16 protein-coding genes are annotated in these 21,292 nt (G+C 46.6%); 3 read left to right on the top strand and 13 right to left on the bottom strand.

Going from position 1 to position 21,292, the window contains the following annotated elements:
• Positions 1-114: 114 nt before the first annotated feature.
• The 6 genes from MKX38_RS03995 to yfmT all read right to left on the bottom strand — a co-directional run bounded on the left by MKX38_RS03995 (position 115) and on the right by yfmT (position 6,842).
• Positions 115-1,305: an MFS transporter gene (locus MKX38_RS03995; protein ID WP_339188723.1), complete on the bottom strand. Its 1,191-nt coding sequence runs from the start codon at positions 1,303-1,305 to the stop codon at positions 115-117.
• A 66-nt stretch (positions 1,306-1,371) separates the two neighbouring features.
• Positions 1,372-1,794 (bottom strand): MerR family transcriptional regulator, encoded by a 423-nt coding sequence (locus MKX38_RS03990; protein ID WP_043857940.1) that lies wholly within the window; start codon positions 1,792-1,794, stop codon positions 1,372-1,374.
• Between the two features lie 124 nt (positions 1,795-1,918).
• On the bottom strand, positions 1,919-2,365 hold the full coding sequence (locus tag MKX38_RS03985; RefSeq protein ID WP_003243426.1) for a YfmQ family protein: 447 nt from the start codon (positions 2,363-2,365) through the stop codon (positions 1,919-1,921).
• A gap of 122 nt (positions 2,366-2,487) precedes the next feature.
• Complete coding sequence (locus MKX38_RS03980) at positions 2,488-4,377, bottom strand: ABC-F family ATP-binding cassette domain-containing protein (RefSeq protein ID WP_339188720.1); 1,890 nt, start codon at positions 4,375-4,377, stop codon at positions 2,488-2,490.
• A 133-nt stretch (positions 4,378-4,510) separates the two neighbouring features.
• Positions 4,511-5,371 carry a methyl-accepting chemotaxis protein gene (locus tag MKX38_RS03975; protein WP_015252586.1) on the bottom strand — a complete coding sequence of 287 codons (861 nt, stop codon included), beginning with the start codon at positions 5,369-5,371 and terminating at the stop codon, positions 4,511-4,513.
• A gap of 13 nt (positions 5,372-5,384) precedes the next feature.
• The gene (yfmT, locus tag MKX38_RS03970; protein WP_116316374.1) at positions 5,385-6,842 is read right to left on the bottom strand and encodes a benzaldehyde dehydrogenase; all 1,458 of its coding nucleotides are present in this window, start codon (positions 6,840-6,842) and stop codon (positions 5,385-5,387) included.
• A gap of 249 nt (positions 6,843-7,091) precedes the next feature.
• On the opposite strand from yfmT, the gene MKX38_RS03965 reads away from it, so the two are divergent.
• The 3 genes from MKX38_RS03965 to MKX38_RS03955 all read left to right on the top strand — a co-directional run bounded on the left by MKX38_RS03965 (position 7,092) and on the right by MKX38_RS03955 (position 10,618).
• On the top strand, positions 7,092-8,477 hold the full coding sequence (locus MKX38_RS03965) for an amino acid permease (protein ID WP_015715491.1): 1,386 nt from the start codon (positions 7,092-7,094) through the stop codon (positions 8,475-8,477).
• A gap of 92 nt (positions 8,478-8,569) precedes the next feature.
• Complete coding sequence (locus tag MKX38_RS03960; RefSeq protein ID WP_021481231.1) at positions 8,570-9,277, top strand: YjjG family noncanonical pyrimidine nucleotidase; 708 nt, start codon at positions 8,570-8,572, stop codon at positions 9,275-9,277.
• Between the two features lie 111 nt (positions 9,278-9,388).
• Complete coding sequence (locus MKX38_RS03955) at positions 9,389-10,618, top strand: MFS transporter (RefSeq protein ID WP_174223584.1); 1,230 nt, start codon at positions 9,389-9,391, stop codon at positions 10,616-10,618.
• Positions 10,619-10,648: 30 nt separating this feature from the next.
• On the opposite strand, the gene MKX38_RS03950 is transcribed toward MKX38_RS03955, so the two are convergent.
• The 7 genes from MKX38_RS03950 to cypD all read right to left on the bottom strand — a co-directional run bounded on the left by MKX38_RS03950 (position 10,649) and on the right by cypD (position 21,253).
• A complete protein-coding gene (locus MKX38_RS03950; protein WP_181216883.1) occupies positions 10,649-11,584 on the bottom strand; it encodes a putative nucleotide-diphospho-sugar transferase in 936 nt (311 codons plus the stop codon).
• Entirely contained in the window at positions 11,585-12,763 is a 1,179-nt protein-coding gene (locus MKX38_RS03945; RefSeq protein ID WP_003233779.1) for a glycosyltransferase family 2 protein, read from the bottom strand.
• Positions 12,764-12,791: 28 nt separating this feature from the next.
• Positions 12,792-13,703: a putative nucleotide-diphospho-sugar transferase gene (locus MKX38_RS03940; protein WP_144483507.1), complete on the bottom strand. Its 912-nt coding sequence runs from the start codon at positions 13,701-13,703 to the stop codon at positions 12,792-12,794.
• Between the two features lie 23 nt (positions 13,704-13,726).
• Entirely contained in the window at positions 13,727-14,695 is a 969-nt protein-coding gene (locus MKX38_RS03935) for a GDP-mannose 4,6-dehydratase (protein ID WP_080529050.1), read from the bottom strand.
• 6 nt (positions 14,696-14,701) lie between these two features.
• Entirely contained in the window at positions 14,702-15,466 is a 765-nt protein-coding gene (locus tag MKX38_RS03930; RefSeq protein ID WP_003244408.1) for a glucose-1-phosphate cytidylyltransferase, read from the bottom strand.
• A gap of 235 nt (positions 15,467-15,701) precedes the next feature.
• Positions 15,702-17,621, bottom strand: a complete 1,920-nt coding sequence (ltaS1, locus tag MKX38_RS03925; protein ID WP_003243930.1) for a lipoteichoic acid synthase LtaS1 — start codon at positions 17,619-17,621, stop codon at positions 15,702-15,704.
• Positions 17,622-18,067: 446 nt separating this feature from the next.
• Entirely contained in the window at positions 18,068-21,253 is a 3,186-nt protein-coding gene (gene cypD / locus MKX38_RS03920; RefSeq protein WP_339188712.1) for a bifunctional P-450/NADPH--P450 reductase, read from the bottom strand.
• Positions 21,254-21,292 lie beyond the last annotated feature (39 nt).

The raw sequence follows: 21,292 nt of genomic DNA, 5'->3' as shown, positions 1-21,292 counted from the left end.
TCAGCCGAAAAATAGTAAAATTGTGTCATAAAGGTTGTCCTTTCCTGCACCAATTCGATTATGATGCATTATAACGAATAAAAAGACACTGCATCTTCGCAGTGTCTTTCGTTATTAATGCCCCGCCTTAATTCCAGCAAGATGTTTACGTCCCATGAGAAGGACAAGCATGCCGACAAAAACGACGATTCCGCCTACTGTATATGGTGTGCTTGCAGTAAAGTGTTCTGACAGCATTCCTGCAATCCACGGGGCGAGCGCGCCGCCGATGAAGCGGACTGAGCTGTAGGCTGAAGACGCGATTGAACGTTCAACCGGCGCAGAACCCATCACAGCGGTTGTCATGATCGTATTCACCATACCGAGGACAGCACCAGCGACAACGATACATGTAATAATCAAAGTCTGATGGTCTGTCCAGATCCCCATAATAACGAGAATGGCCGCAAAGGCGATAAAGAGAACGACGAGCGAACGCACTGTGCCCAGCGCTTTGTGCACGAGCGGCGCCGTAAAGACTGACGTAATCGCCAGCAGAAGGCCCCAGCCGAAGAAGACATATCCAAGACCGTGTTCATCTAAATCCAGAACGAACGGAGAATAAGCAAGCAAAATAAAAAATCCAAAGTTGTATAAGAATGCCGATACCGCCATTGTTAAAAGGCCTTTATATTTGAGCGCCTTCATCGCATCAAACACACCGACGCGTTTCGCAGGTTTCGGCAGCTTCGGAAGCATGAAAGAAATCGCGATTAACGCAATAAACATCAGGACAGATACTCCGAAAAACGGTGCGCGCCATGAAATGCTTCCAAGCTCTCCGCCTGCAAGCGGCCCGACAGAAATCCCGAGACCGAGCGCAGCCTCATACAAAATAATCGCTTTGGCGCTGCCGCCGACTGATACGCCGACGATGACCGCAAGCGCTGTTGAAATAAACAAAGCATTCCCTAACCCCCAGCCGCCGCGATAGCCGACTAACTGAGCGATTGAACTTGAGCTGCCGCCAAGCCCCGCAAACACAATAATAAAAATAAGTCCGAGAATTAATGTCCATTTCGCGCCGATGCGGCTGGAAATGGCTCCTGAGAAAAACATCATAAATCCGGTTACAAGCAAATAACTTGTAAACAAGAGTGATACTTCACTAGGTGAAGCATGTAATTGTGCGGCAATGGCCGGAAGAATTGGATCAACCAGCCCGATTCCCATAAAGGAAATCACACAGGCAAACGCGACAGCCCATACCGCTTTCGGCTGGCTGAGCAAACCTGTTTTCTGATTCACTTGTTTTGTCTTATCCATTTGACCTGACCTCCATCTTTAATTCCATTAAAAGAAACGCTACAAAAATAGCGTTTGGCAAACTTTTCATTCGATTGATTGAATGGCGCGTTCCGCTTTATTTTTCATGCCTTGCAGGCGTTCTTTAAAGCTTTGGAATGTGCGGATTTTCTCATCAATCAAACTCAGCTGGTGATTCAGGGTTTCCTGAATTTCCTCCAGTTTTTCTTTCCGTTCCTTAGGATCCAGTGACAACAAATACCCCTCTTTGTTTAACTCTAGCTGGCGGCTGGTTTCCATGAAATGCTGAAGCTCCTGAAGGGAAAAACCGAGCACCTCTTTTGTGCTGATGACTTTCTCAAGCTCCTCCATATCATCCTCTGAATAAAGCCTTACACCGCCGTCTGTCCGTTTCGGCGCCGGAATCAAGCCGATTTCTTCATAAAACCGGATGGTCCGCTTTGTCAGTCCGCTTCTTTTGGCCACTTGATCAATCTTCATCCATTCCAAGGTAAATCCCCCTTCGCCGTTTCTGTTACCATTATACACCTTTTGAACCTTAACGTAAACGTTAAGTTTTAAAAAACAATAAAAAAGACGAGCAGCATAAAGCACCCGTCTTTCACTTTCCTGTTTAAGCTAAACTTCCCGCCACTGACAGAGACTCTTTTTGAAGGCTTTCAGAAAGCACTCGATACGCGATCACTTTCTTCTTGTACTGTTTCACGACGTCGATATGGTCGTCGTAGCGGTACACGAACAGCTTCACGTCTTTTTTTCCTTTTTTTGTATCTATCACCAGCGGCGTGCCGCCATTTTCCGGATGTAAATAACGCTCTTCATCACCTGGATAGATATAATATTTTTCCAGGAAGATAGCTTCGTTAAATTGATCAATCACTTTCTGCTTCTCTGCACCCTCGAGGCGTTTTCCATCTAGAGAGAGACTCGCATTTTCGTCACTCAGCTTGGCGTGCACTTCAAATTTGCCGAGCAGCCATTCTATGACGCCTGTAGGAAGACAGGTTAATACGATTTTCACCAGACTCATGAGAATTAACATCACGATCGCCCATGTCATACTTCATCATCTCCGTTAGTTTTCCATGTGCCGCTGACACACAATTTTATCCTAACATAAGCAGGCCGGTTCGTTTTTGTCCATTATGTGAAAAAAAGCGCGGCCTGCTGCGGCCACGCTTTTTAGCTTTCCAGTTCTTCAATCATGAGGGACAATTCTGTCCAGCGGTCCATAGCAGCCTCAAGCTCTTCCGCAGTTTTCGCCTGCTCGGCCATCAGCTCTTGGATTTTGCCAAAATCACTGCCTGCTGCGGCGATGTCAGCTTCGAGCTGTTCATGCTTTTCTTCCAGCTGGGCAATTTTATCTTCGATGCCGTCCCATTCCAGCTGGTCTTTGTAAGAAAGCTTTTTCCGTTTTTTCTTCGGCTCGGCTTCAGCCGTTTTTTCCTCAGCTGCCGGTTTTGGGGCCGCTTTTTTCGCTTTTGACTCCTCCATATAGTCGCTGTAGGAGCCTTGAAAGCGGGAAATGACGCCATTTCCTTCAAATACAATCAAACGGTCGACGACGCGGTCAAGGAAATAGCGGTCATGGGATACGGTGATGACGACGCCAGGGAACTGGTCAATATAATCCTCAAGAACGCTTAATGTTTCAGTATCCAAATCATTCGTCGGCTCATCGAGAAACAGGACATTCGGCTCCTGCATGAGAACCTGAAGCAAGTATAAACGGCGTTTTTCCCCGCCGGACAGCTTGCGGATATACGTCTGCTGCATCGAACGCGGGAAGAGGAAACGCTCGAGCATTTGTTCAGCTGTAATCATATCGCCATCTGCCGTTTTTACGACCTCCGCCGTTTCTTTTATATAGTCAATGACCTTTAACTCACCGTTCATTTCACTATGATCCTGAGTATAGTAGCCGATTCTGACCGTCTGTCCGATCGTAATATCGCCTCCGTCCGGCGTATGACGGCCGGCAAGGGCATTTAACAGCGTTGTTTTCCCGATGCCGTTCGGCCCGATGATCCCGATCCGTTCACCTGGTATGACAAGTTCATTAAAACGGTCGACGAGCATGCGGCCGTCATAAGCGATCATGACGTTCTCCGCTTCAATAACCTGTTTTCCGAGACGGTGCGAGCCAATGGCAAAATCGAGTGAACCTGATGACTGAGGGCCTGTCTGCTCTTTAAGCGTCTCTACCCGGTCAATTCTCGCCTTTTGTTTTGTTGAGCGGGCTTTCGCTCCTCGTCTGAGCCAGGCCAGCTCGCGGCGCAGCAGGTTTTGCCGCTTCGTTTCCTTTTGCTCAGCCTGCGCTTCCCGTTCCGCGCGTTTTTCTAAAAACACTTCATAGTTGCCTTTGTACGTGTAGAGGCTGCCTCTTTCAAGCTCATAAATGCGGTTGGTGACACGGTTTAAGAAATATCTATCGTGCGTCACCAGCATGACGGCGCCGGGATATTGGCTTAAATACCCTTCAAGCCACTCAATCGTTTCATTATCCAAATGGTTTGTCGGCTCGTCCAAAATGAGCAAATCAGCGGGCTGAATTAAGTTTTTGGCAATGGCCACCCGTTTTTTCTGGCCGCCTGAGAGCTCATTGACCGGTTTTGTTACGTCGTTGACGCCCAGCTTAGACAATACGGTTTTTGCCAAGGTGTTTGCATCCCATGCATTGTTTGCGTCCATTTTCGCTTGTGCTGCCAGCAGGTGTTTCTGGCGCTGTTCATTTTCGGGATCTTTCCCCAGTTCATACAGCGCTTTTTCATATTCACGCAAGGTTTTCATCACAGCCGATTCACCGGAATAGATATGCTCCAGCACTGTTTGCCCCGCAGGCAGCTCCGGGTCTTGATGAAGAAATTCGACCTGCACGCTTCCGGATTTCGTGATTTCTCCTTCTTCGGTAGATTCCAAGCCGGCAATCACTTTCAGCAGCGTTGATTTTCCTGTTCCGTTCGGCCCGATTAATCCGATTCTCTCATTCTCTTCAATATGAAAGGAGATATGGTCAAATAATGTTTTATCTCCGTATGTTTTATAAAGATTTTCCGCTTTTAATATGCTCATGGTTCCTATCAATCCTCACGTAAGTTCATGTGTACATTTTAAATCAGCCGCTGGAATAAAACTAGTAAAACGTCAGACAAATTTCATGGAAATGCAGGATAGTAAAAGACCGGGGACATTTGTCCCCGGTCTTTTACTCTTCCTCAAGCGCTTTTTCAGCCATTTTTGCAAGATGCTGCGCGCTTCCTGATATCTCCTGCATCGTGGCGGAAATTTGTTCAACGGCAGCGGCTTGTCCGTCTGTATGCTGATTAATCGACTCAATGGATTCCTCCAGCCCTTTCAGCAGGCTGTGGATTTTTTTCGTAATCTGGTCAATTTGGCCGACATTTTCTTTTGAATGCGTCGCTAGCTTTCTGATCTCATCTGCGACGACAGAGAATCCTTTTCCAGACTCCCCTGCTCTTGCCGCTTCGATCGCGGCATTCAAGCCTAGCAGATTGCTTTGGTCCGAGATGCCTTTAACAGTTACTGAAATATCGGCGATTTCACCGGCGCTTTCGCTTACTTTTTTCGCCTGAGAGGAAATGCCCGACATTTGAGTTGAAAACCCGTTAATTGATTCAGAAATGTCGGAAATAGCCGCGGCCGTTTGTTCAACGACAGCCGATAAGCTTTCCGCCACATCATGCAGCTTTGACGACTCCTCAAGGCTCGTTCCGAGGCCGACGCCTCCAATGACTCTTCCATTCTCGTCGTGCAGCGGGATGGCACGCGCGATCAATGGAAAGCCGAACAATTCTTTCGGAACCATACTCGTCTTCTTCTCATTGCTGCGGATGGCATCAGTGATAATATCCCCTTCCTGCAGCGGATCGCCGGCTTTTACGTTCAGCGAAAAGGTTTTGGCCGGTATATTCACGAGCAGTTTTTCCGTATCATAAATGCCGATTGTAATATCATCCTGAACCAGGCTGTTTAAATAAGGGGCTACTTTGATAAATGCGTCCAGAATATCTGCGGTTTCTTTTTCCGTGTTTATGGTCAATTCCATTCACTCCTTTTCATTAATAAGGGAAGCTGCGTTTTTCGTGCTGGACCGAGATCCATTTCAGCGTTGTAAATTCTTCGAGGCTCCACTCACCGTTTAAACGGCCGAGGCCTGATTGCTTTTCACCGCCGAAGGCTACATTCGGTTCATCATTGATGGTCGTGTCATTGACGTGAATCATGCCTGTTTCAATGCGTTTCGCAAAAGCCACGCCGCGCTCAAGATTTGACGTGTGTACGGCACCGCTCAAGCCAAACGGGGTTTCGTTTGCGATATCCACCGCTTCGTCTTCTGAATCAAACTTCATAAAGGAGACGACTGGTCCGAACAGCTCTTCCTTGGCAATGCTCATGAACGGTTTGACGTCTTTTAAGATCGTCGGTTCAACGATCGTCCCGTTAAATCCGCCAAGCTTCACTGGTACAGCGCCCTCTTCAATTGCTTTCTCAACAGTCTTCATCAGCCCGTCCGTCTGTCTGCTGTTGATTAATGGCCCGATAATCGTATCAGGATCCATTGGGTCGCCTACTTTCAGCGATTCCACTTTTGCCTGGTACAGCTCAAGGAACTTGTCATAAATAGAAGAATGAACAAGCACGCGGTTGGCTGACATGCAAATCTGTCCTTGATGTGTAAATCGGCTGAACACCGCCGCATTGACCGCATATTCTATATCTGCATCCTCAAGCACGATGAAGGCGCTGTTCCCGCCAAGCTCAAGAAGCGGCTTTTTAAAATGCTTCATCGCAAGCTGTCCGATGTAGCTGCCGACTTTCGTAGAACCGGTAAATGAGATGATCCGCGGCACTGGATGCTCAACGAAGCTGTCGCCGATTTCAGCAATGTCTGTGACAACAACATTCAGCAGCCCCTCCGGAATTCCCGCGTTCTCAAAAATTTTCGCAATCAGCGTTCCGCCGCAAATCGGCGTTTCCTCATGCGGCTTTAGCACAACGCCATTGCCGGCTCCGAGTGCAGGCGCCACTGATTTCATAGATAAAAAGAATGGGAAGTTAAACGGACTGATGACACCGACAACGCCTGCCGGCACGCGATATAATCTGTTTTCCTTGCCATCTATTGTGGACGGAAGAATTTTCCCCTCCATGCGGATTGGGAACGTTGCCGCTTCTTTTATGATGTTTTTGACAAGACCGATTTCAAAAGCTGCTTTGAGCCTTGTACCGCCTAGCTCCTCCATAATCAAATAAATAATGGCTTCTTCATTTTCTTCAATATACGTGACGGCTTTTTCTAAAATGGTTCTTTTCTCGAACGGGTTGACCGCATCCCATTTTTTCTTTGCCAGCGCCGCTGCCCGATACGCTTCATCTACATCGTCAGCAGTCGCTTTACGGAATGTTGTGAATGTTTTTTGAGTATAAGGATTTTTGTTTTCCAATACATTTGGGCTGCTGCCCTCCTGCCATTTCCCACCGATAAACTGTTTATTCAACTCTTCATATTGAAACATGGTCAGCATCTCCTTTATAACCGCAAATCAAAATATGGGCGAATCTATTTTTTCTATCGGTTCATCTCGCATAAAATTGAATATACGATTAGTAAAAATTACTATCCTATGATACGACAACGCTGTTTCGCTTCTATCATTTAAAGCAGAAAAATATTTTATTGACTGCGTCAAATTTCGACAATATAATACAACAAGAAATGCATATAATGATTAGAATATTTTGAATATTTCTAGGAGGAACTTTTGATGAGTTCATTATTTAGAAAAAAACCGCTTGAAACATTGAGTGCGCAGAGCAAGTCAAAAAGCCTTGCCCGTACGTTAAGCGCATTTGATTTAACCTTGCTCGGTATCGGTTGTGTCATCGGTACAGGGATTTTTGTCATTACAGGAACAGTGGCAGCGACCGGTGCAGGTCCCGCCCTCATCATATCGTTTATTTTAGCGGGGCTCGCCTGTGCGCTGGCTGCTTTCTGTTATGCTGAGTTTTCGTCTTCCATTCCGATTTCGGGAAGCGTGTACTCATACTCATACGTGACACTTGGAGAGCTGCTCGCCTTTTTGATCGGATGGGATCTCATGCTTGAATATGTCATTGCACTGTCGGCGGTTGCCACCGGCTGGTCTTCATACTTTCAATCACTGCTTGCCGGCTTCAATCTTCATATTCCGGCTGCACTGACAGGAGCGCCGGGAAGCACGGCGGGCGCCGTATTTAACCTTCCGGCTGCGGTGATCATTCTCCTCATCACTGCGATTGTCAGCAGAGGCGTCAAGGAAAGCACACGCTTTAACAACGTTATTGTACTGATGAAAATCGCGATCATTTTATTGTTCATTATTGTCGGCATCGGCTATGTGAAACCGGACAACTGGTCTCCTTTTATGCCATTCGGGATGAAAGGCGTCATACTTAGCGCTGCCACTGTATTCTTCGCGTACCTTGGGTTTGACGCGGTTTCAAACGCATCAGAGGAAGTGAAAAATCCGCAAAAAAACATGCCCGTCGGCATTATTTCAGCTCTAGCCGTCTGCACGGTTCTGTACATCGCGGTATCGCTTGTGCTGACAGGCATGATGCCTTATGCCAAATTGAATGTCGGAGATCCTGTATCTTTTGCGCTGAAATTCGTCGGACAGGACGCTGTTGCCGGAATTATTTCTGTCGGTGCGATTATCGGGATTACGACGGTGATGCTCGCTTTGCTGTACGCTCAGGTTCGTTTGACATTTGCCATGAGCAGAGACGGCCTTCTGCCTGGATTGTTCGCAAAGGTTCATCCGTCATTTAAAACCCCGTTCCGCAACACATGGCTGACAGGGATCGTTGCAGCGGGAATCGCCGGCTTTATTAACCTCGGAACGCTGGCCCATCTGGTGAACATGGGAACACTTGCCGCGTTTACGGTCATTTCCGTTGCTGTCATTGTGCTAAGAAAAAAACATCCTGAAATCAAGGCGTCCTTCAGAGTGCCGTTCGTTCCGGTTGTGCCAATTATCAGCGCAGGCATCTGCCTTTGGTTCATGTACAGCCTTCCCGGCGTCACATGGCTTTCATTTGTCATCTGGATCGCTGTCGGAACGCTGGTTTACTTCCTATATTCGAGAAAACACAGCTTATTAAACAAATAATCTCTTTTCAGCCGGCGGTGCCTCACCCGCCGGCTTTTTCCTTTTTTTATGTGCTATACTTTGAATACATATGAGGAAAGGGAGACACACAGATGAAACGATACCGCACTTTATTATTTGATGTAGATGATACCATCCTTGATTTTCAAGCGGCAGAAGCTTTAGCCCTGCGTTTGCTGTTTGAAGATCAGAACATTCCTTTAACAAATGACATGAAGGCGCAGTATAAAACCATCAATCAAGGTCTCTGGAGAGCCTTTGAAGAAGGTAAGATGACAAGGGATGAAGTCGTAAACACGCGTTTTTCCGCTTTGCTCAAGGAGTACGGTTACGAGGCGGACGGCACCTTGCTTGAGCAAAAATACCGCCGCTTTCTTGAAGAAGGACATCAGCTTATTGACGGTGCATTTGATCTCATCTCAAATCTGCAGCAACAGTATGATTTGTACATCGTGACAAACGGTGTGTCTCACACACAATATAAGCGTCTCCGTGATTCAGGATTATTTCCATTCTTCAAGGACATTTTCGTTTCTGAAGACACAGGCTTCCAAAAGCCGATGAAGGAATATTTCGATTACGTGTTTGAACGGATTCCTCAATTTTCAGCAGAGCACACATTAATCATCGGGGATTCACTGACTGCTGATATCAAAGGCGGACAGCTCGCCGGACTTGATACTTGCTGGATGAACCCTGACATGAAGCCGAATGTGCCAGAGATCATACCAACCTATGAGATTCGTAAGCTTGAAGAGCTATATCACATTTTGAATATCGAAAATACCGTCAGCTGCTAATCAGGCTGACGGCGTTTCTTTCATAAGAGTCTTTTTTCCTCTTGATAAATTCTTCACCTTATGAATAATATGGTGGTATGCTTTGGTTATATATGTAAGGAGGAGACTCAATTGGCTATCGCCGCCCCGTTAAAAGAAAAAACAGTTCAAAAACCAGGCACCACGGTGTATCCGATTTTGATTATTATCGGAATCTGCCATATGCTCAACGATTCGCTTCAGGCTGTGATTCCGGCCATGTTCCCTATTTTGGAGCGCTCCATGAGCCTGACGTTTACACAGCTTGGCATCATCGCTTTCACATTAAACATGGTGTCATCCGTCATGCAGCCTATCGTCGGCTGGTATACCGATAAACGGCCGCGGCCGTATGCGCTGCCAGTCGGTTTGACCGCCAGCATGCTTGGCATTTTGGGCCTTGCATTTGCCCCGTCATTCATAACGATCTTATGCTGTGTGTTTTTCATTGGATTAGGCTCGGCCATTTTCCATCCGGAGGGCTCCCGTGTGGCGTATATGGCCGCCGGCACAAAACGCGGGCTCGCCCAGTCGATTTATCAGGTGGGCGGAAACTCAGGCCAGGCGATGGCGCCGCTGATCACCGCGCTGATTCTTGTGCCGCTCGGGCAATTCGGCGCTGTTTGGTTCACGCTTGTCGCCGCGCTTGCTGTTATGTTTCTCATGTATATCGCGAAATGGTACGCCTCACGTCTCGGCAGCCTTGCCCAGAAATCAGGCAAACAAAAGAAAACGGCTGAAAACACGGCCATCACCAAATCTGTTGTATCTGCTCTTATTATTATTATATTTCTCATTTTTGCTCGTTCTTGGTATACGAGTGCGATCGGTAACTTTTACACGTTTTACGCGATGGATACATATCACGTAAGCATTCAGCAGGCACAAAGCTATATTTTTGTCTTCTTGCTATTCGGCGCAATCGGCACGTTTCTCGGCGGCCCGCTTGCAGACCGTTTTGGAAAACGCTTCGTTATCCTCGGTTCGCTGTTATGCTCGGCGCCGCTGGCGATTGTGCTGCCATTTGCCGGCCCGGTTCTCGCCTATGGCGTGCTTGCCTTGATTGGCTTGGTTCTGATGTCGAGCTTTTCTGTAACGGTTGTCTATGCACAGGAGCTAGTTCCTGGAAAAATCGGCACAATGTCCGGTTTAACCGTCGGGCTTGCCTTCGGGATGGGCGCAATCGGCGCTGTGGCGCTGGGCGCTCTGATTGACGCCGCGGGCCTGACCCCGACGATGATCGCCATTGCCTTTCTCCCTGTCCTCGGCATCCTTGCCTTCCTATTGCCAAGTGACCAGAAGCTGAGAGAATGGCATAGCTGAAAAAACCCCTGCCAGGCGGCAGGGGGTTTTTTAATCCAGCTGGATAAAATGAGTGTCAGGCACTGCGTGCTTCGGGATAAAGCCATCCGCAAAGTCCGGAAACGCCGACTGTATTTCATCAATCCATCTTTTCAGATTTAATATATACGGCATATAAATCATCTCAATTGTCGCTTCGTCTTCAATCCGGTAGTACCAGCAAAGATTAAACTCTTTTTCTGTCACCAGTGTAAACCCAGAGAAATGATAGAAAATCAGCGGCGTTTCATCTATATACACGCGGCCGTCCTTTTGCCCGACCTTATAGTTTTCGATATTCCAAAGCGCTGTATTGGCTCCTATTGATTTGACAACATGAACACCTTTAAACTGCTCCGGCCATTTCTCCACATATCTTTGATCACCGTATGTCTTGCGTTCCGTATCCATTTCGACCGTGCAAAATTCAATACAGTCCTGTCTCCACTGCCACACCGCTTCATATGCTTCCTTTGTATTACCGGCACCGACAAAGCCTGTATTAAAGCGTCCGGTTCGGTCGTAGTAGGACATGAAGCGCGGCGAATTACGATGATCAGTCAAATACAGAGACGCCGTTGGGTTTTCTGCAAAAATACGTGCCGGATCAGAAAAGAAAAATAGATCCGTATCCATATGGGCAAAGTATTCAGCGTCATCCCACTTGCTCATCACATGAAACAAAAAGGCGGGCTTTAACGTCCAGCAATATTCATGAAACGTTCTGTTGCTTTTCGCTTTCAGCAGCTCCGGGTCTTCCATTTCATGCAGCTGCACAAAGGTTACATGCTCCCATGGAACATGCTGAAGCAATTCATACGCTTTCTGGTCGACACACAGCACATATACATGAAAATCATCGCAATGCTCATGGAGAGAATGAATCATAGGCATGAGCTTAAAGATATGTGTCCTTGACACTATCGTTGAAAAATGAAATGTACTCACTTATACCACATCCAATGATCTAAGATCCACGTGCAGCAAATCGTTGACAAGCGCATACAGTGCGTTGGCAAAATCGTTCACGCCTAGCTTTTTCTTCGCTTTCGGCAGAAGCTTGCGGACAGTTTGTAAATCAAAGCTTTTCGCCGTCACCCTTGGGGATTTCTTTCTCCAATCCGGATCAATGTTGCGCTCTTTAACAACATGCAGAAGCTCAAGAAACAGATTCAGCAGCATATCATATTTCTGTGATTCCAGCAGCTTTTGAATATCAGCCATGATTCTGTTCGTCATGTCAGGCGGGAACGGCCCATTAAATGCGAGATGAACGTCTAAGGAGCGGATGTTATTGTATTTATCGCACATATAGGCAATGTTTGCCCGAATATCGTCTACAGACTTACAATTGCTTGGATGTTCCTGATGAACACTGACAATATCACGGCGAAGCCTGAAGGTCAATCCGGCCTGATGAAGCCTGATCCCGAGGTCATAATCCTCAAACCCGTACCGCACAATGCCTTCGTCAAATAAACCGAGGTCAACCACATGCTTGCGTTTCACAGAGGAATTATTCGTGATAAAAAAGCGCCATGGCATATGATAGCCTTTCAAGTCATCGCCGTACTCATCTAAAATCTTCTTGAGCACGTCTATAAAGTCGGTATCGAGGTCAAAGCTTTTATCAAGAAAGCTTCCGTTTTTGATGTCCGCTTCCTCCAGCAGCTTTTGTTTGTCTTTCTTCGGCATTTCACCTGTGAGCTTTGCGAGCTGTTCCTTATGTTCTTCTTCAAACCGTTCATAGTAAAAACTGTAGATCCGTTTCCAAAACAACCCGCAAACGACGAGATTCTCTTCGTTCTCATGGGCTTTAATATGTTTTGCCACAAGGTCCTTTGCCGCAAGCATATCGCTGTCATGGAAAATCAGGATGTCTCCTCTGGCATTGCGAAGCGCCTGATTTCGTCCGTACGCAATGCCCCTGTTTTCTTTAATCCGTGTAAAGATCAGCGGAAAATCAGCTTGAAATGACTCAAGCATCGAGAGCGTCCCGTCCTCAGAGCCATTGTCCGCTACAATGACTTCGAATTCTTCATCACACTCCTGCTGGTTTAATGACAGAAGGCTGTTGTAAAGACGCTCCTTTGAATTATATGCAGGAATAATAACGCTTGCTTTCACTTCATTTTCACTTCCTGTATTTACTCATTTATTTGTTGTCATCTTTTGAAGCAAAACCGTTAAATTCAGGGTCTAACGTTTTCATGTGCTGAATGATATGCGGCAGTGTCTCTTGATACAGTTCATGCACAAACGGCAGATCTGTGCGGGTTGTTTCATGAATCTGTTTGATTTCATTGATGCTGACGATTCGGTATCCGCTGAAATGATAAAAGATCAGCGGACTGCCATCCTCCAGCACGATCCGGCCATCTTTCCAGGAAAACGTATGCTGTCCATAATTCCAATGGCCGATGTTCACGCCGGGTGTTGTAATGTCACACACATTCGGAAACAGCTCAGACATATAATCCAAATAGCCCTGATCACCGAATTTCCCTTCACCCGGTGCATTTTTGCATTCCTCAAGACAGCGTTCCTTCCACCACTCCAAGCAATCCGTGCCTGCATCATCATGCTTGAAGCTGATAAACCCGGAATTATATCTGCCTAAAAGACGCTGCAGCATGTCAATCTGCTCTTTCTCAAAAGAAGGGATTACAATATCCCCCCGTGAAAGCAGCACCGAGCAGTCCGGCTGGTTTTCAAAAATCGGCGATGGATCTGCATAGAAAAAGAGATCCCCGTCAATATACGTCACGCGCTCCAGCTCAGGATTGCTGTTCAGCACAGCTTGCAGAAAGATCGGCTTCATCGTCCAGCAATACTCACTTTGATCTCTAGTTTCCTTCAGCTTCAGCAGCATTTCATTTTCAAGAGCGGCCACCGGCACAAGGTTCAGCTGCTTCATCTTCAGCTTCTGTAACACGCGGTGCGTATCTTCATCCATGCAAAGTATAAAAATGGGACTGTCTTGATCAACTTGCTCTAACGACTTAAACAAAGCGACTGCCTGATATAATCTTCCTTTTGATAAAACGGTGCAATACGCGCTGGTCACAGTCTTGTTCACCTCGTTTCACATTACTTTTTGAAGAATTCCGTATACCACTCAATCGTTTTTTCAAGTCCCTCATCAATAGTGTAGGCCGGTGTCCAATTCAGCAGCTTTCTTGCTTTTTCCGCGGATAAATATTGATGTTTGATTTCATTGCTTCCCTGATTCAGCACCTTAGGTTTCAGATTACTGTTCATTTTCTTTAATATTTTCTCTACCAGTTCAAGTACGGTCAGCTGGATCTCATTGCTGAAGTTAAAGGCCTCTCCGGCAAGATTGTTTTCTTCCATTTTTTCTGCAAGAAGCAGATAAGCCTGAACGGCGTCTTCAATATAGAAGTAGTCCCGTACAAATGTGCCGTCGCTTCGGATTTCCGGCGCTTCCCCGTTCAGCACAAGCTGAATCGTCTGAGGAATGATGCGGTTGAAGTTCAAATCTCCGCCGCCGTATAAGTTTCCGCAGCGCGTAATGCAGACCGGAAGCCCGTACGTGTGAAAATAGGTGTGGCTGATCAGATCTGCGCAGCTTTTTGAGACGTCGTACGGGTGCTTGCCTTGCAGCGGCATGTTTTCATCGTATGGAAGGTTTTCTTGATCGCCGTAAGCTTTATCACTTGAAGCGACAATGATCCGCTTAATTAACGGATGCTTGCGGCAGGCTTCGAGAATATTCCAGGTGCCGAGGATATTCGCTTCAAAGGTAGAAATCGGGTTGCGGTTTGCCACGCCGACAATCGCTTGTGCAGCAAGATGAAAGACTGTGTCGATCTCATACTCGCCAAGCGCGCGTTCAATCACAGCCAAGTCCTCAAGAGAGCCCCGCACGATGTTCATTTTCTTGATATGTTCTCCCTGATAAAGATTGGATTGAGGCACATGATCCCTGACTAGCCCCGTAACGTTTGCGCCCTGTTCGATCAGCTCTTTCACCAAATAGCTTCCTAAAAGACCTGTGCATCCCGTGACAAATACGTTTTTATTTTTCCAGAAACTCAAATCAATTCACCATACCTTCCATACTTGTTGTCCTTGATTCCACATTTTGTTGACTTCTAAGAGATTTTTATACGTATCGATGGCCGTCCAAAATCCGTAATGGCGGTACACAGCAAGCTCCCCATCTTTGGCAAGGTTCTTCAGCGGTTCATCTTCGAACATCGTGTTCCCGTCCTTCGGCAAATAATCGAAAACCTTTGGACTAAGAACGAAGAATCCGCCGTTGATGATTCCATCACTTGATGTCTTCTCAGAAAATGTTTTCGCCATGCCATCCTCAACTGTCAAGGTGCCAAACTGCGAGACTTTGTCAATGCCGGTGACAGTCGCGGCAGCACCTTTTGTCTGATGATAGCTGATGAGATGGAAAAGATTGATATTGGCCAGCCCGTCTCCATAGGTGAGCAGAAATGTTTCATCACCGATATAGTCTTTCGCCTGCAAGATTCTTCCGGCTGTCAGCGTATCTACCCCAGTCTCCAAAAACGTAATTTTCCACGTTTCAGGCTGCCCCAGCATCTGTACCTCTCCCGTAGAGCTGTCGAGTGTCAGGCTGTTGTGCTTCCATTCATAGTCGAGAAAGTATTCCTTGATTTTTTCTCCTTTATAGCCCAAAAGCAGAATAAACTCGTTTACTCCGTAGTACTGATAAATTTTCATAATATGCCATAGAATCGGTTTGCCGCCTATCATGGCGAGCGGTTTAGGAATGTCATTCGTGACTTCACTCATTCTCGTTCCTTTTCCGCCGCAGAGAATGACCGCTTTCATCTCTACCCCTCATCTCTATGAATATTGAGTTCGAAACCTGGTACATCTTCACAATCTATCAAGGCATTTCCCCGATAATTTGTCCGATTTCAATCCGGTTTCAAAATCTACTGTAATGATATGAGAGAAAGCCAGCCTTGGTGACCAAATGGAATCTATTTTTTCAAGTTGGTTGTATAACCAAAAAAAGAGCCTTGAGCGAAGGCAATGCGCCCGCTCAAGGCTCTTTTTCATCTTATTTGATTTCTTTCTCCTTGCCGTAATGATAGTCTGACGGATCAACGGCTTTGAAATCATTTAGTTTATGGAACCTCAGCAAGTCTTTGTACAGGACACTGTCTGAAAGGCTCAGCTGCTGGTTCACTCTTGTTTTCAGATTCTTCGTTTCTTCATTCGCTTTCAGTTTTTCACCTGTCTTCGTATCGTAAATGATATTGTCGACTGATGTGTACTTCGGCGTTACGAAGTCTCCGTTTCTGAATGCCACCGTATCGTCGTGGTCTTTAGAGAATAAATCAGTACCAAAGTTGATATATTTCTGAGAATCAATTCCTTCTAAGTGCAGAAGTGTCGGCATGACGTCAATTTCGCCGCCATACGTATGGTTCACTCCGCCTTTTTTGCCAGGAACGCGGATCATCAGCGGCACACGCTGGTTCTGTGCGTTTTGATAATCTGTGATCTCTTTTCCAAGAATCTCTTTCATCGCTCGGTTATGGTTTTCAGAAATACCGTTATGGTCACCGTAAATCATGATGACTGAGTTGTCATACAGGCCGGCTTCCTTCAGCTCCTTGAAGAATTGCTCAAGCGCTTCGTCAAGGTAACGCGCTGTCTGGAAGTAGCTGTCAACTGTGTTATCGCCTGTTGTCGCTTTTTTAAGAGACGCGTCTTTTTCATCAAGGTTAAACGGATAATGGTTTGTCAATGTAATCAAATGCGCATAAAATGGCTGTTTAAGAGATTCAAGCTTTGGAATCGATTCTGTAAAGAACGGCTTATCCTTAAGCCCCATATTAATCACATTTTCATCTGACATATCATACGTGCTTGCGTCGAAGAACTTGTCATATCCGATATGTTTGTAAATCTGGTCACGGTTCCAGAACGATTTGTAATCACCATGCAGGACGGCGCTTGTATAGCCTTCCTTCTGGTCTAAAATCGCAGGAAGCGACTGGTAAGTGTTTTCGCCTTTCGTCACAAACGCGGAGCCTTCAGGAAGACCGAAGATCGAGTTATCCATTGTCAGCTCGGCATCAGATGTTTTTCCCTGGCCTGTCTGATGGAAGAAGTTATCAAAATACGTCACATCTTCCCCGCCGTGCGCAAGTTTATTTAAGAAAGGCGTCACCTCTTCACCGTTTAGCTTGTAGTCAATCAGGAATGACTGGAAGCTTTCGAGGTGGATTTTAATGATATTTTTGCCTTTGGCAGAGCCGAAGTACTCGGCGTTCGGTTTCGCATAATGAGACGTCGTGTAATTCTCGACACTTGTTAAATCATCGCTGCTTGCATAGGCCCGTTGCGTTTCTGTTTGAGCCGTCTGCACACCGTCATAAATGGTGTAGTTGTAAAGACCTAAATACTTCACGATATAATTGCGGTCAAACGTTCTTGTTAGCAGCTGCGGACGGTCTTTTTCCGCATAGTGCAGGTTGATGAAAAACAGTGCGATCCCAGAAAGGATCACTAAAGACGCAAAGCGTTTTTTCATTTTGTATTCTTTTAATTCAGGTCTCCAGATCAATACCGCAATCAAAATGATAATATCTAAGAAATAGAAAATATCATGACCGGCCATGATACTGAAAATCCCGTCTCCCATGTTTCCAACGTTTCCGGACTGTTTAATGTTCGGGAACGTCAAGAAATCGTCAAAGAAACGATAGAATAAAATATTTGCATATAACACAAATGTCATCAAGAAATCGATAATCAGCATAATAATGGCTGATTTACGCCCTTTCGCCAGCAAAGCCAGTCCTAAAAAGAAGACGGCGCTTGAGAATGGGTTAAATATCAGGAGGATCTCCTGAGTTGTGCCTTTTACCCCAAGATTAAACTCAGTCTTGTAGGATAAATACGTTTTTGCCCAAAACAGTATAACAGCCAGCACAAAAAAGCTAAGTTTGTAAGAAAAAAGTTTCTTCATGGCAACCTCTACTTTCTTAAACACTTTAAGTTCTTCATTCATATTTACCTGCTCTTTATATCCTGCCTTCCAATTCCTTCTTTCCAAACAAAATCAAGGCATCACACAACAATAAATACACCGCGGCAAGCCGGAATATTTATGTTTCGCACCATATCATTTTTATTACAACCATTTGGAAACCAATCACTGGACGAAAGAAACCTTCATTTCGTTTCACATTTTTTTCTCGGAAATAAAAAAAGGATTTCTTTTGTCATGTGTGCCTTTGAAAAAAGAAATAGATACCGAGTATAAGAATAACATAAACTAGCAAAAACGAAAAATAGGTTTTGCAGACAGCCCGCCCTTCCGGCGGACTGAAGTTATTGTATGCATCAATGTTTAGCGCGATCACCATTTTTTCGAAAGGACTAAAAAGACTGGATGTCTCCAGTCTTCTTTATCTATATCCCTGCCCAGATATCCTTAGCGTACATACCGGTATCCTGCAGATGTCTCAGCCAGTTTTGCGCTTCTTGTTCCCCGGTTCCATGGACAGCCTGATACGCTTTTTGAAGTGCCGCCTCCACATCCGGGGCCATTTTGCTGCCATCACCGCATACATAAAGCCTGCCTCCGCGATCAAAAATTGATATTAACGTTTCCGCATGGGCAGCCATGACATGCTGGACATACGTTTTCGGTATGCCTTCTTTGCGGGAAAAGGCTGTGTGGACAGTGACGATTCCGTCTTTTTCAAACCGCTCAAGCTCATCTCGGTAAATAAAATCCCGATCGTTCCTGCATCCAAAATAGAGATGAGCCTCACCGAGCGTTTTCCCCTCCCGCTTTAAAACATCGCGGGCTTGAAGGAAACCGCGAAATGGCGCGACTCCCGTGCCTGGCCCGACCATAATAATTGGCGTTTCAGGGTCTTTCGGAAGCTGAAACCGGGATTCCGGTGTGCGGATAAACATCACGACATCATCACCGGCTTGACGCTCAGCTAAATCATTTGATGCCACACCCCTGTATTCGCCACGGCCGCTCCACGCAGGGCCGCGCACAACGCCGACTGTGATTGATGCTTGCCCCGGATTCACTCTTGGAGAGCTTGAAATCGAATAATATCTCGGTTTTAACGGGCGTAATAGCTCTAAAAATCGTTCAAACGGCATGTCACATGCTTCGTACTTTTCAAGCAGATCCAGCATGGAAATTCGTTTTTTCAATATTTGCTCCTGATAAACACTCTCTGCTGTCAGTTCTTCTAATTCGCGCTTATGCGGCGGACACACTGTAAAAGCGGCCAGTTCACGTATTTGCGCTCTTGTGGCTGCTTCCTGCACCTCGACGCTGTAGCTGAGAAGATCATGCAGGCTGACAGGACGGCCCAATGGCAGATGCCCCGCACTGTGGCCGCTTGCAGACAATGTCACTTGATCGGTTCCCTTCAGACCGAATCTGTGGAGAATCCGGTTGACATTGGTTTGGCTGTTTTTTGGCAATACGCCAAGATGGTCGCCCTCTTGATATTCAACATCCGGCGGCAATGCAATTTCGATATGGCGAGTGCTTCGATCGCTGTCTGCGGACTGGAGTTCACGATTTTCGGCAATGGATGCGTGAGAGGCTTCGTACGATCTAGCGAGCGGAGACTCGCCCAGCCCTCTGACAAACTGAAGGCTTAGCGTGCTTCGTTCCTTATCGGCGTTTTCATTCAGCTCCAGTCCGAATGCCTTAATGGCGTCCGCCCACATGCTTTTTTTCCACTCGTCAAGCTGCCCTTCAAAATCACCGCTGACATCACCTTCCCCGCGCGCAGAAAACCGAGTCGCGCCTTTCTCCGCAAGCTGCTCATCAATGAATCTCGGCACGTATTGATACGTGCTCGCCCAGTTGTGGTCGCCGCAGCCAAATACCGCGTAATGGACGCCCTCAAGCTCACCCGGTTTGATTTCTTGAAGCCACTGCACGAACTGTCCGGCATTGCTTGGCGGCTTTCCATTATAAGACGAGGTCACAATGACAACCGCTCCCTCTTTCGGCAGCTTTCCAATCCGGTCGTTCAGAGGTGCTGTCTCTGTCCTTACGCCGTGAAGACTGGCAGTATCAGCAAGCTCCCGGGCGACGCCTTCTGCGGTGCCGGTATCTGAGCCGTACAGCACGAGAAGCGGGCGGTTGTTAAGACCGATGACTGATGTGCCCTTTGCTTCCGTTTTCTCCTTTTGCTCATCAGACGCGGCTTTTTCAGCTGCCCGGACGTCTGCATGAATGGCTTCCAGATGACGGCTTTGAACCCTGATGTGAAAATCGCCCGGCTTAAGTGTTAAGGTTTGTTTGATATCAAGCTCATAATTCTCATGATCAATCAGCGTGAAATATTTTAGAATCATGCCCAGCACAAGTGTGGCTTCATGAAGGGCAAACTGCATGCCGATACAGGCCCGTTGTCCATTTCCGAATGGTTTGTACGCATGATGAGGCACTTGGTCCTGATGCTCAAACCGTTCCGGCCGGAATTCTTCTGCGTCCTTTCCCCAAGCGTCTCGATCACGATGAAGCTGCGGAATCAGCACAGAAATTCTGTCATTCGTCGTGATCGGGAATTTCCCGCCAATGACTGTGTCTGCTTTTGGATAAAGGCTGAAAGCCGGAGCTGTCGGCCATAAGCGCAGTGATTCATTTAAAATCATCCGTATGTATGTAAGCTCCAGCACTTGTTTATAGGTCGGCGCTGCATCCGTCAGCACCCGATCGACCTCTTCATACGCCTTTTTCAGTTTGTCAGGATGCTTCAATAAAAAATAAGTCGCAAAGGAAAGCAGGCCGCTCGTTGTTTCATGGCCGGCAATCAAAAACGTAATGATTTGAAAGCGGATATTTTCGTCGTCGAGCTTTTCACCCGTTTCCGGATCTTCCACATTCAGCATGCGGGCGAGCAAATCTTTTTCATCCTGGTCTCCATTCGCCCTGCGCTCTGCAATAATGCTGTCGACTAACGAAAACATCGTTTGAATATCATGGCGGAATTGCCGCTTTGTTCTGACCATAAGCTTATCTTGAACATCAAGCCGTTGCATTTGATGCATCGCTTCATCAAGCGCCCGCACCATGCTGTTGATAAACGGGTGGGGCGTTTCTCTGTAGTAACTGTTAAAGCGGTAGTTAAACCCGCATAGCCCAATGGTGTCGAGCGTCAGCCGGGTCATATCTCCCGGGACATCGACTGCTTCATTCGGGTTGAGCCTTGCCCATTTTTGAATGAGCTGAACAGCGATATCGACCATTTTCTCATGATAGTCCTTCATGGCCCGCTGGCTGAACGTCGGCATCAGAATGTTGTGCGCTTTTCTCCAGTTAGGCTCATGCGTCCAGCTCGTAAACAATCCGTCACCGGAAAATGCGCGAACCTTTTCCAAGGCGCCTTCAATGCTTTTATCAAACCGTTCTTCATCACAAACCTCTTTCACCAATTCGTGGCCGGACACTACAATGGTCGTGCCCGCGGGTGTATGGATTTGAAAAATCGGGCCCTGTTCTTCCGCCAGTTTGATCAGCGAAAGCGTCGGCTTGTCTTTATCGATTAAAGGCAAATTGCCGAGCGGCCCAAACGTCTTCGGTTGAGGAATCGGGCTTGTTTCCTTCATCGAACCATTCCTTTCCGTATGAGATGCCTTCTATTTGAC

This window comes from Bacillus sp. FSL M8-0025 (assembly GCF_037975475.1).
GTDB lineage: Bacteria > Bacillota > Bacilli > Bacillales > Bacillaceae > Bacillus > Bacillus subtilis.
This window is presented reverse-complemented; position numbering and strand designations above follow the sequence as displayed.

Bases quoted from the DNA above. Each gene is read 5' to 3' on its own strand.
- MKX38_RS03995 (WP_339188723.1), bottom strand. From the start codon at position 1,305: ATGGATAAGACAAAACAAGTGAATCAGAAAACAGGTTTGCTCAGCCAG.
- MKX38_RS03985 (WP_003243426.1), bottom strand. From the start codon at position 2,365: ATGACATGGGCGATCGTGATGTTAATTCTCATGAGTCTGGTGAAAATC.
- MKX38_RS03980 (WP_339188720.1), bottom strand. From the start codon at position 4,377: ATGAGCATATTAAAAGCGGAAAATCTTTATAAAACATACGGAGATAAA.
- MKX38_RS03975 (WP_015252586.1), bottom strand. From the start codon at position 5,371: ATGGAATTGACCATAAACACGGAAAAAGAAACCGCAGATATTCTGGAC.
- yfmT (WP_116316374.1), bottom strand. From the start codon at position 6,842: ATGTTTCAATATGAAGAGTTGAATAAACAGTTTATCGGTGGGAAATGG.
- MKX38_RS03965 (WP_015715491.1), top strand. From the start codon at position 7,092: ATGAGTTCATTATTTAGAAAAAAACCGCTTGAAACATTGAGTGCGCAG.
- MKX38_RS03960 (WP_021481231.1), top strand. From the start codon at position 8,570: ATGAAACGATACCGCACTTTATTATTTGATGTAGATGATACCATCCTT.
- MKX38_RS03930 (WP_003244408.1), bottom strand. From the start codon at position 15,466: ATGAAAGCGGTCATTCTCTGCGGCGGAAAAGGAACGAGAATGAGTGAA.
- ltaS1 (WP_003243930.1), bottom strand. From the start codon at position 17,621: ATGAAGAAACTTTTTTCTTACAAACTTAGCTTTTTTGTGCTGGCTGTT.
- cypD (WP_339188712.1), bottom strand. From the start codon at position 21,253: ATGAAGGAAACAAGCCCGATTCCTCAACCGAAGACGTTTGGGCCGCTC.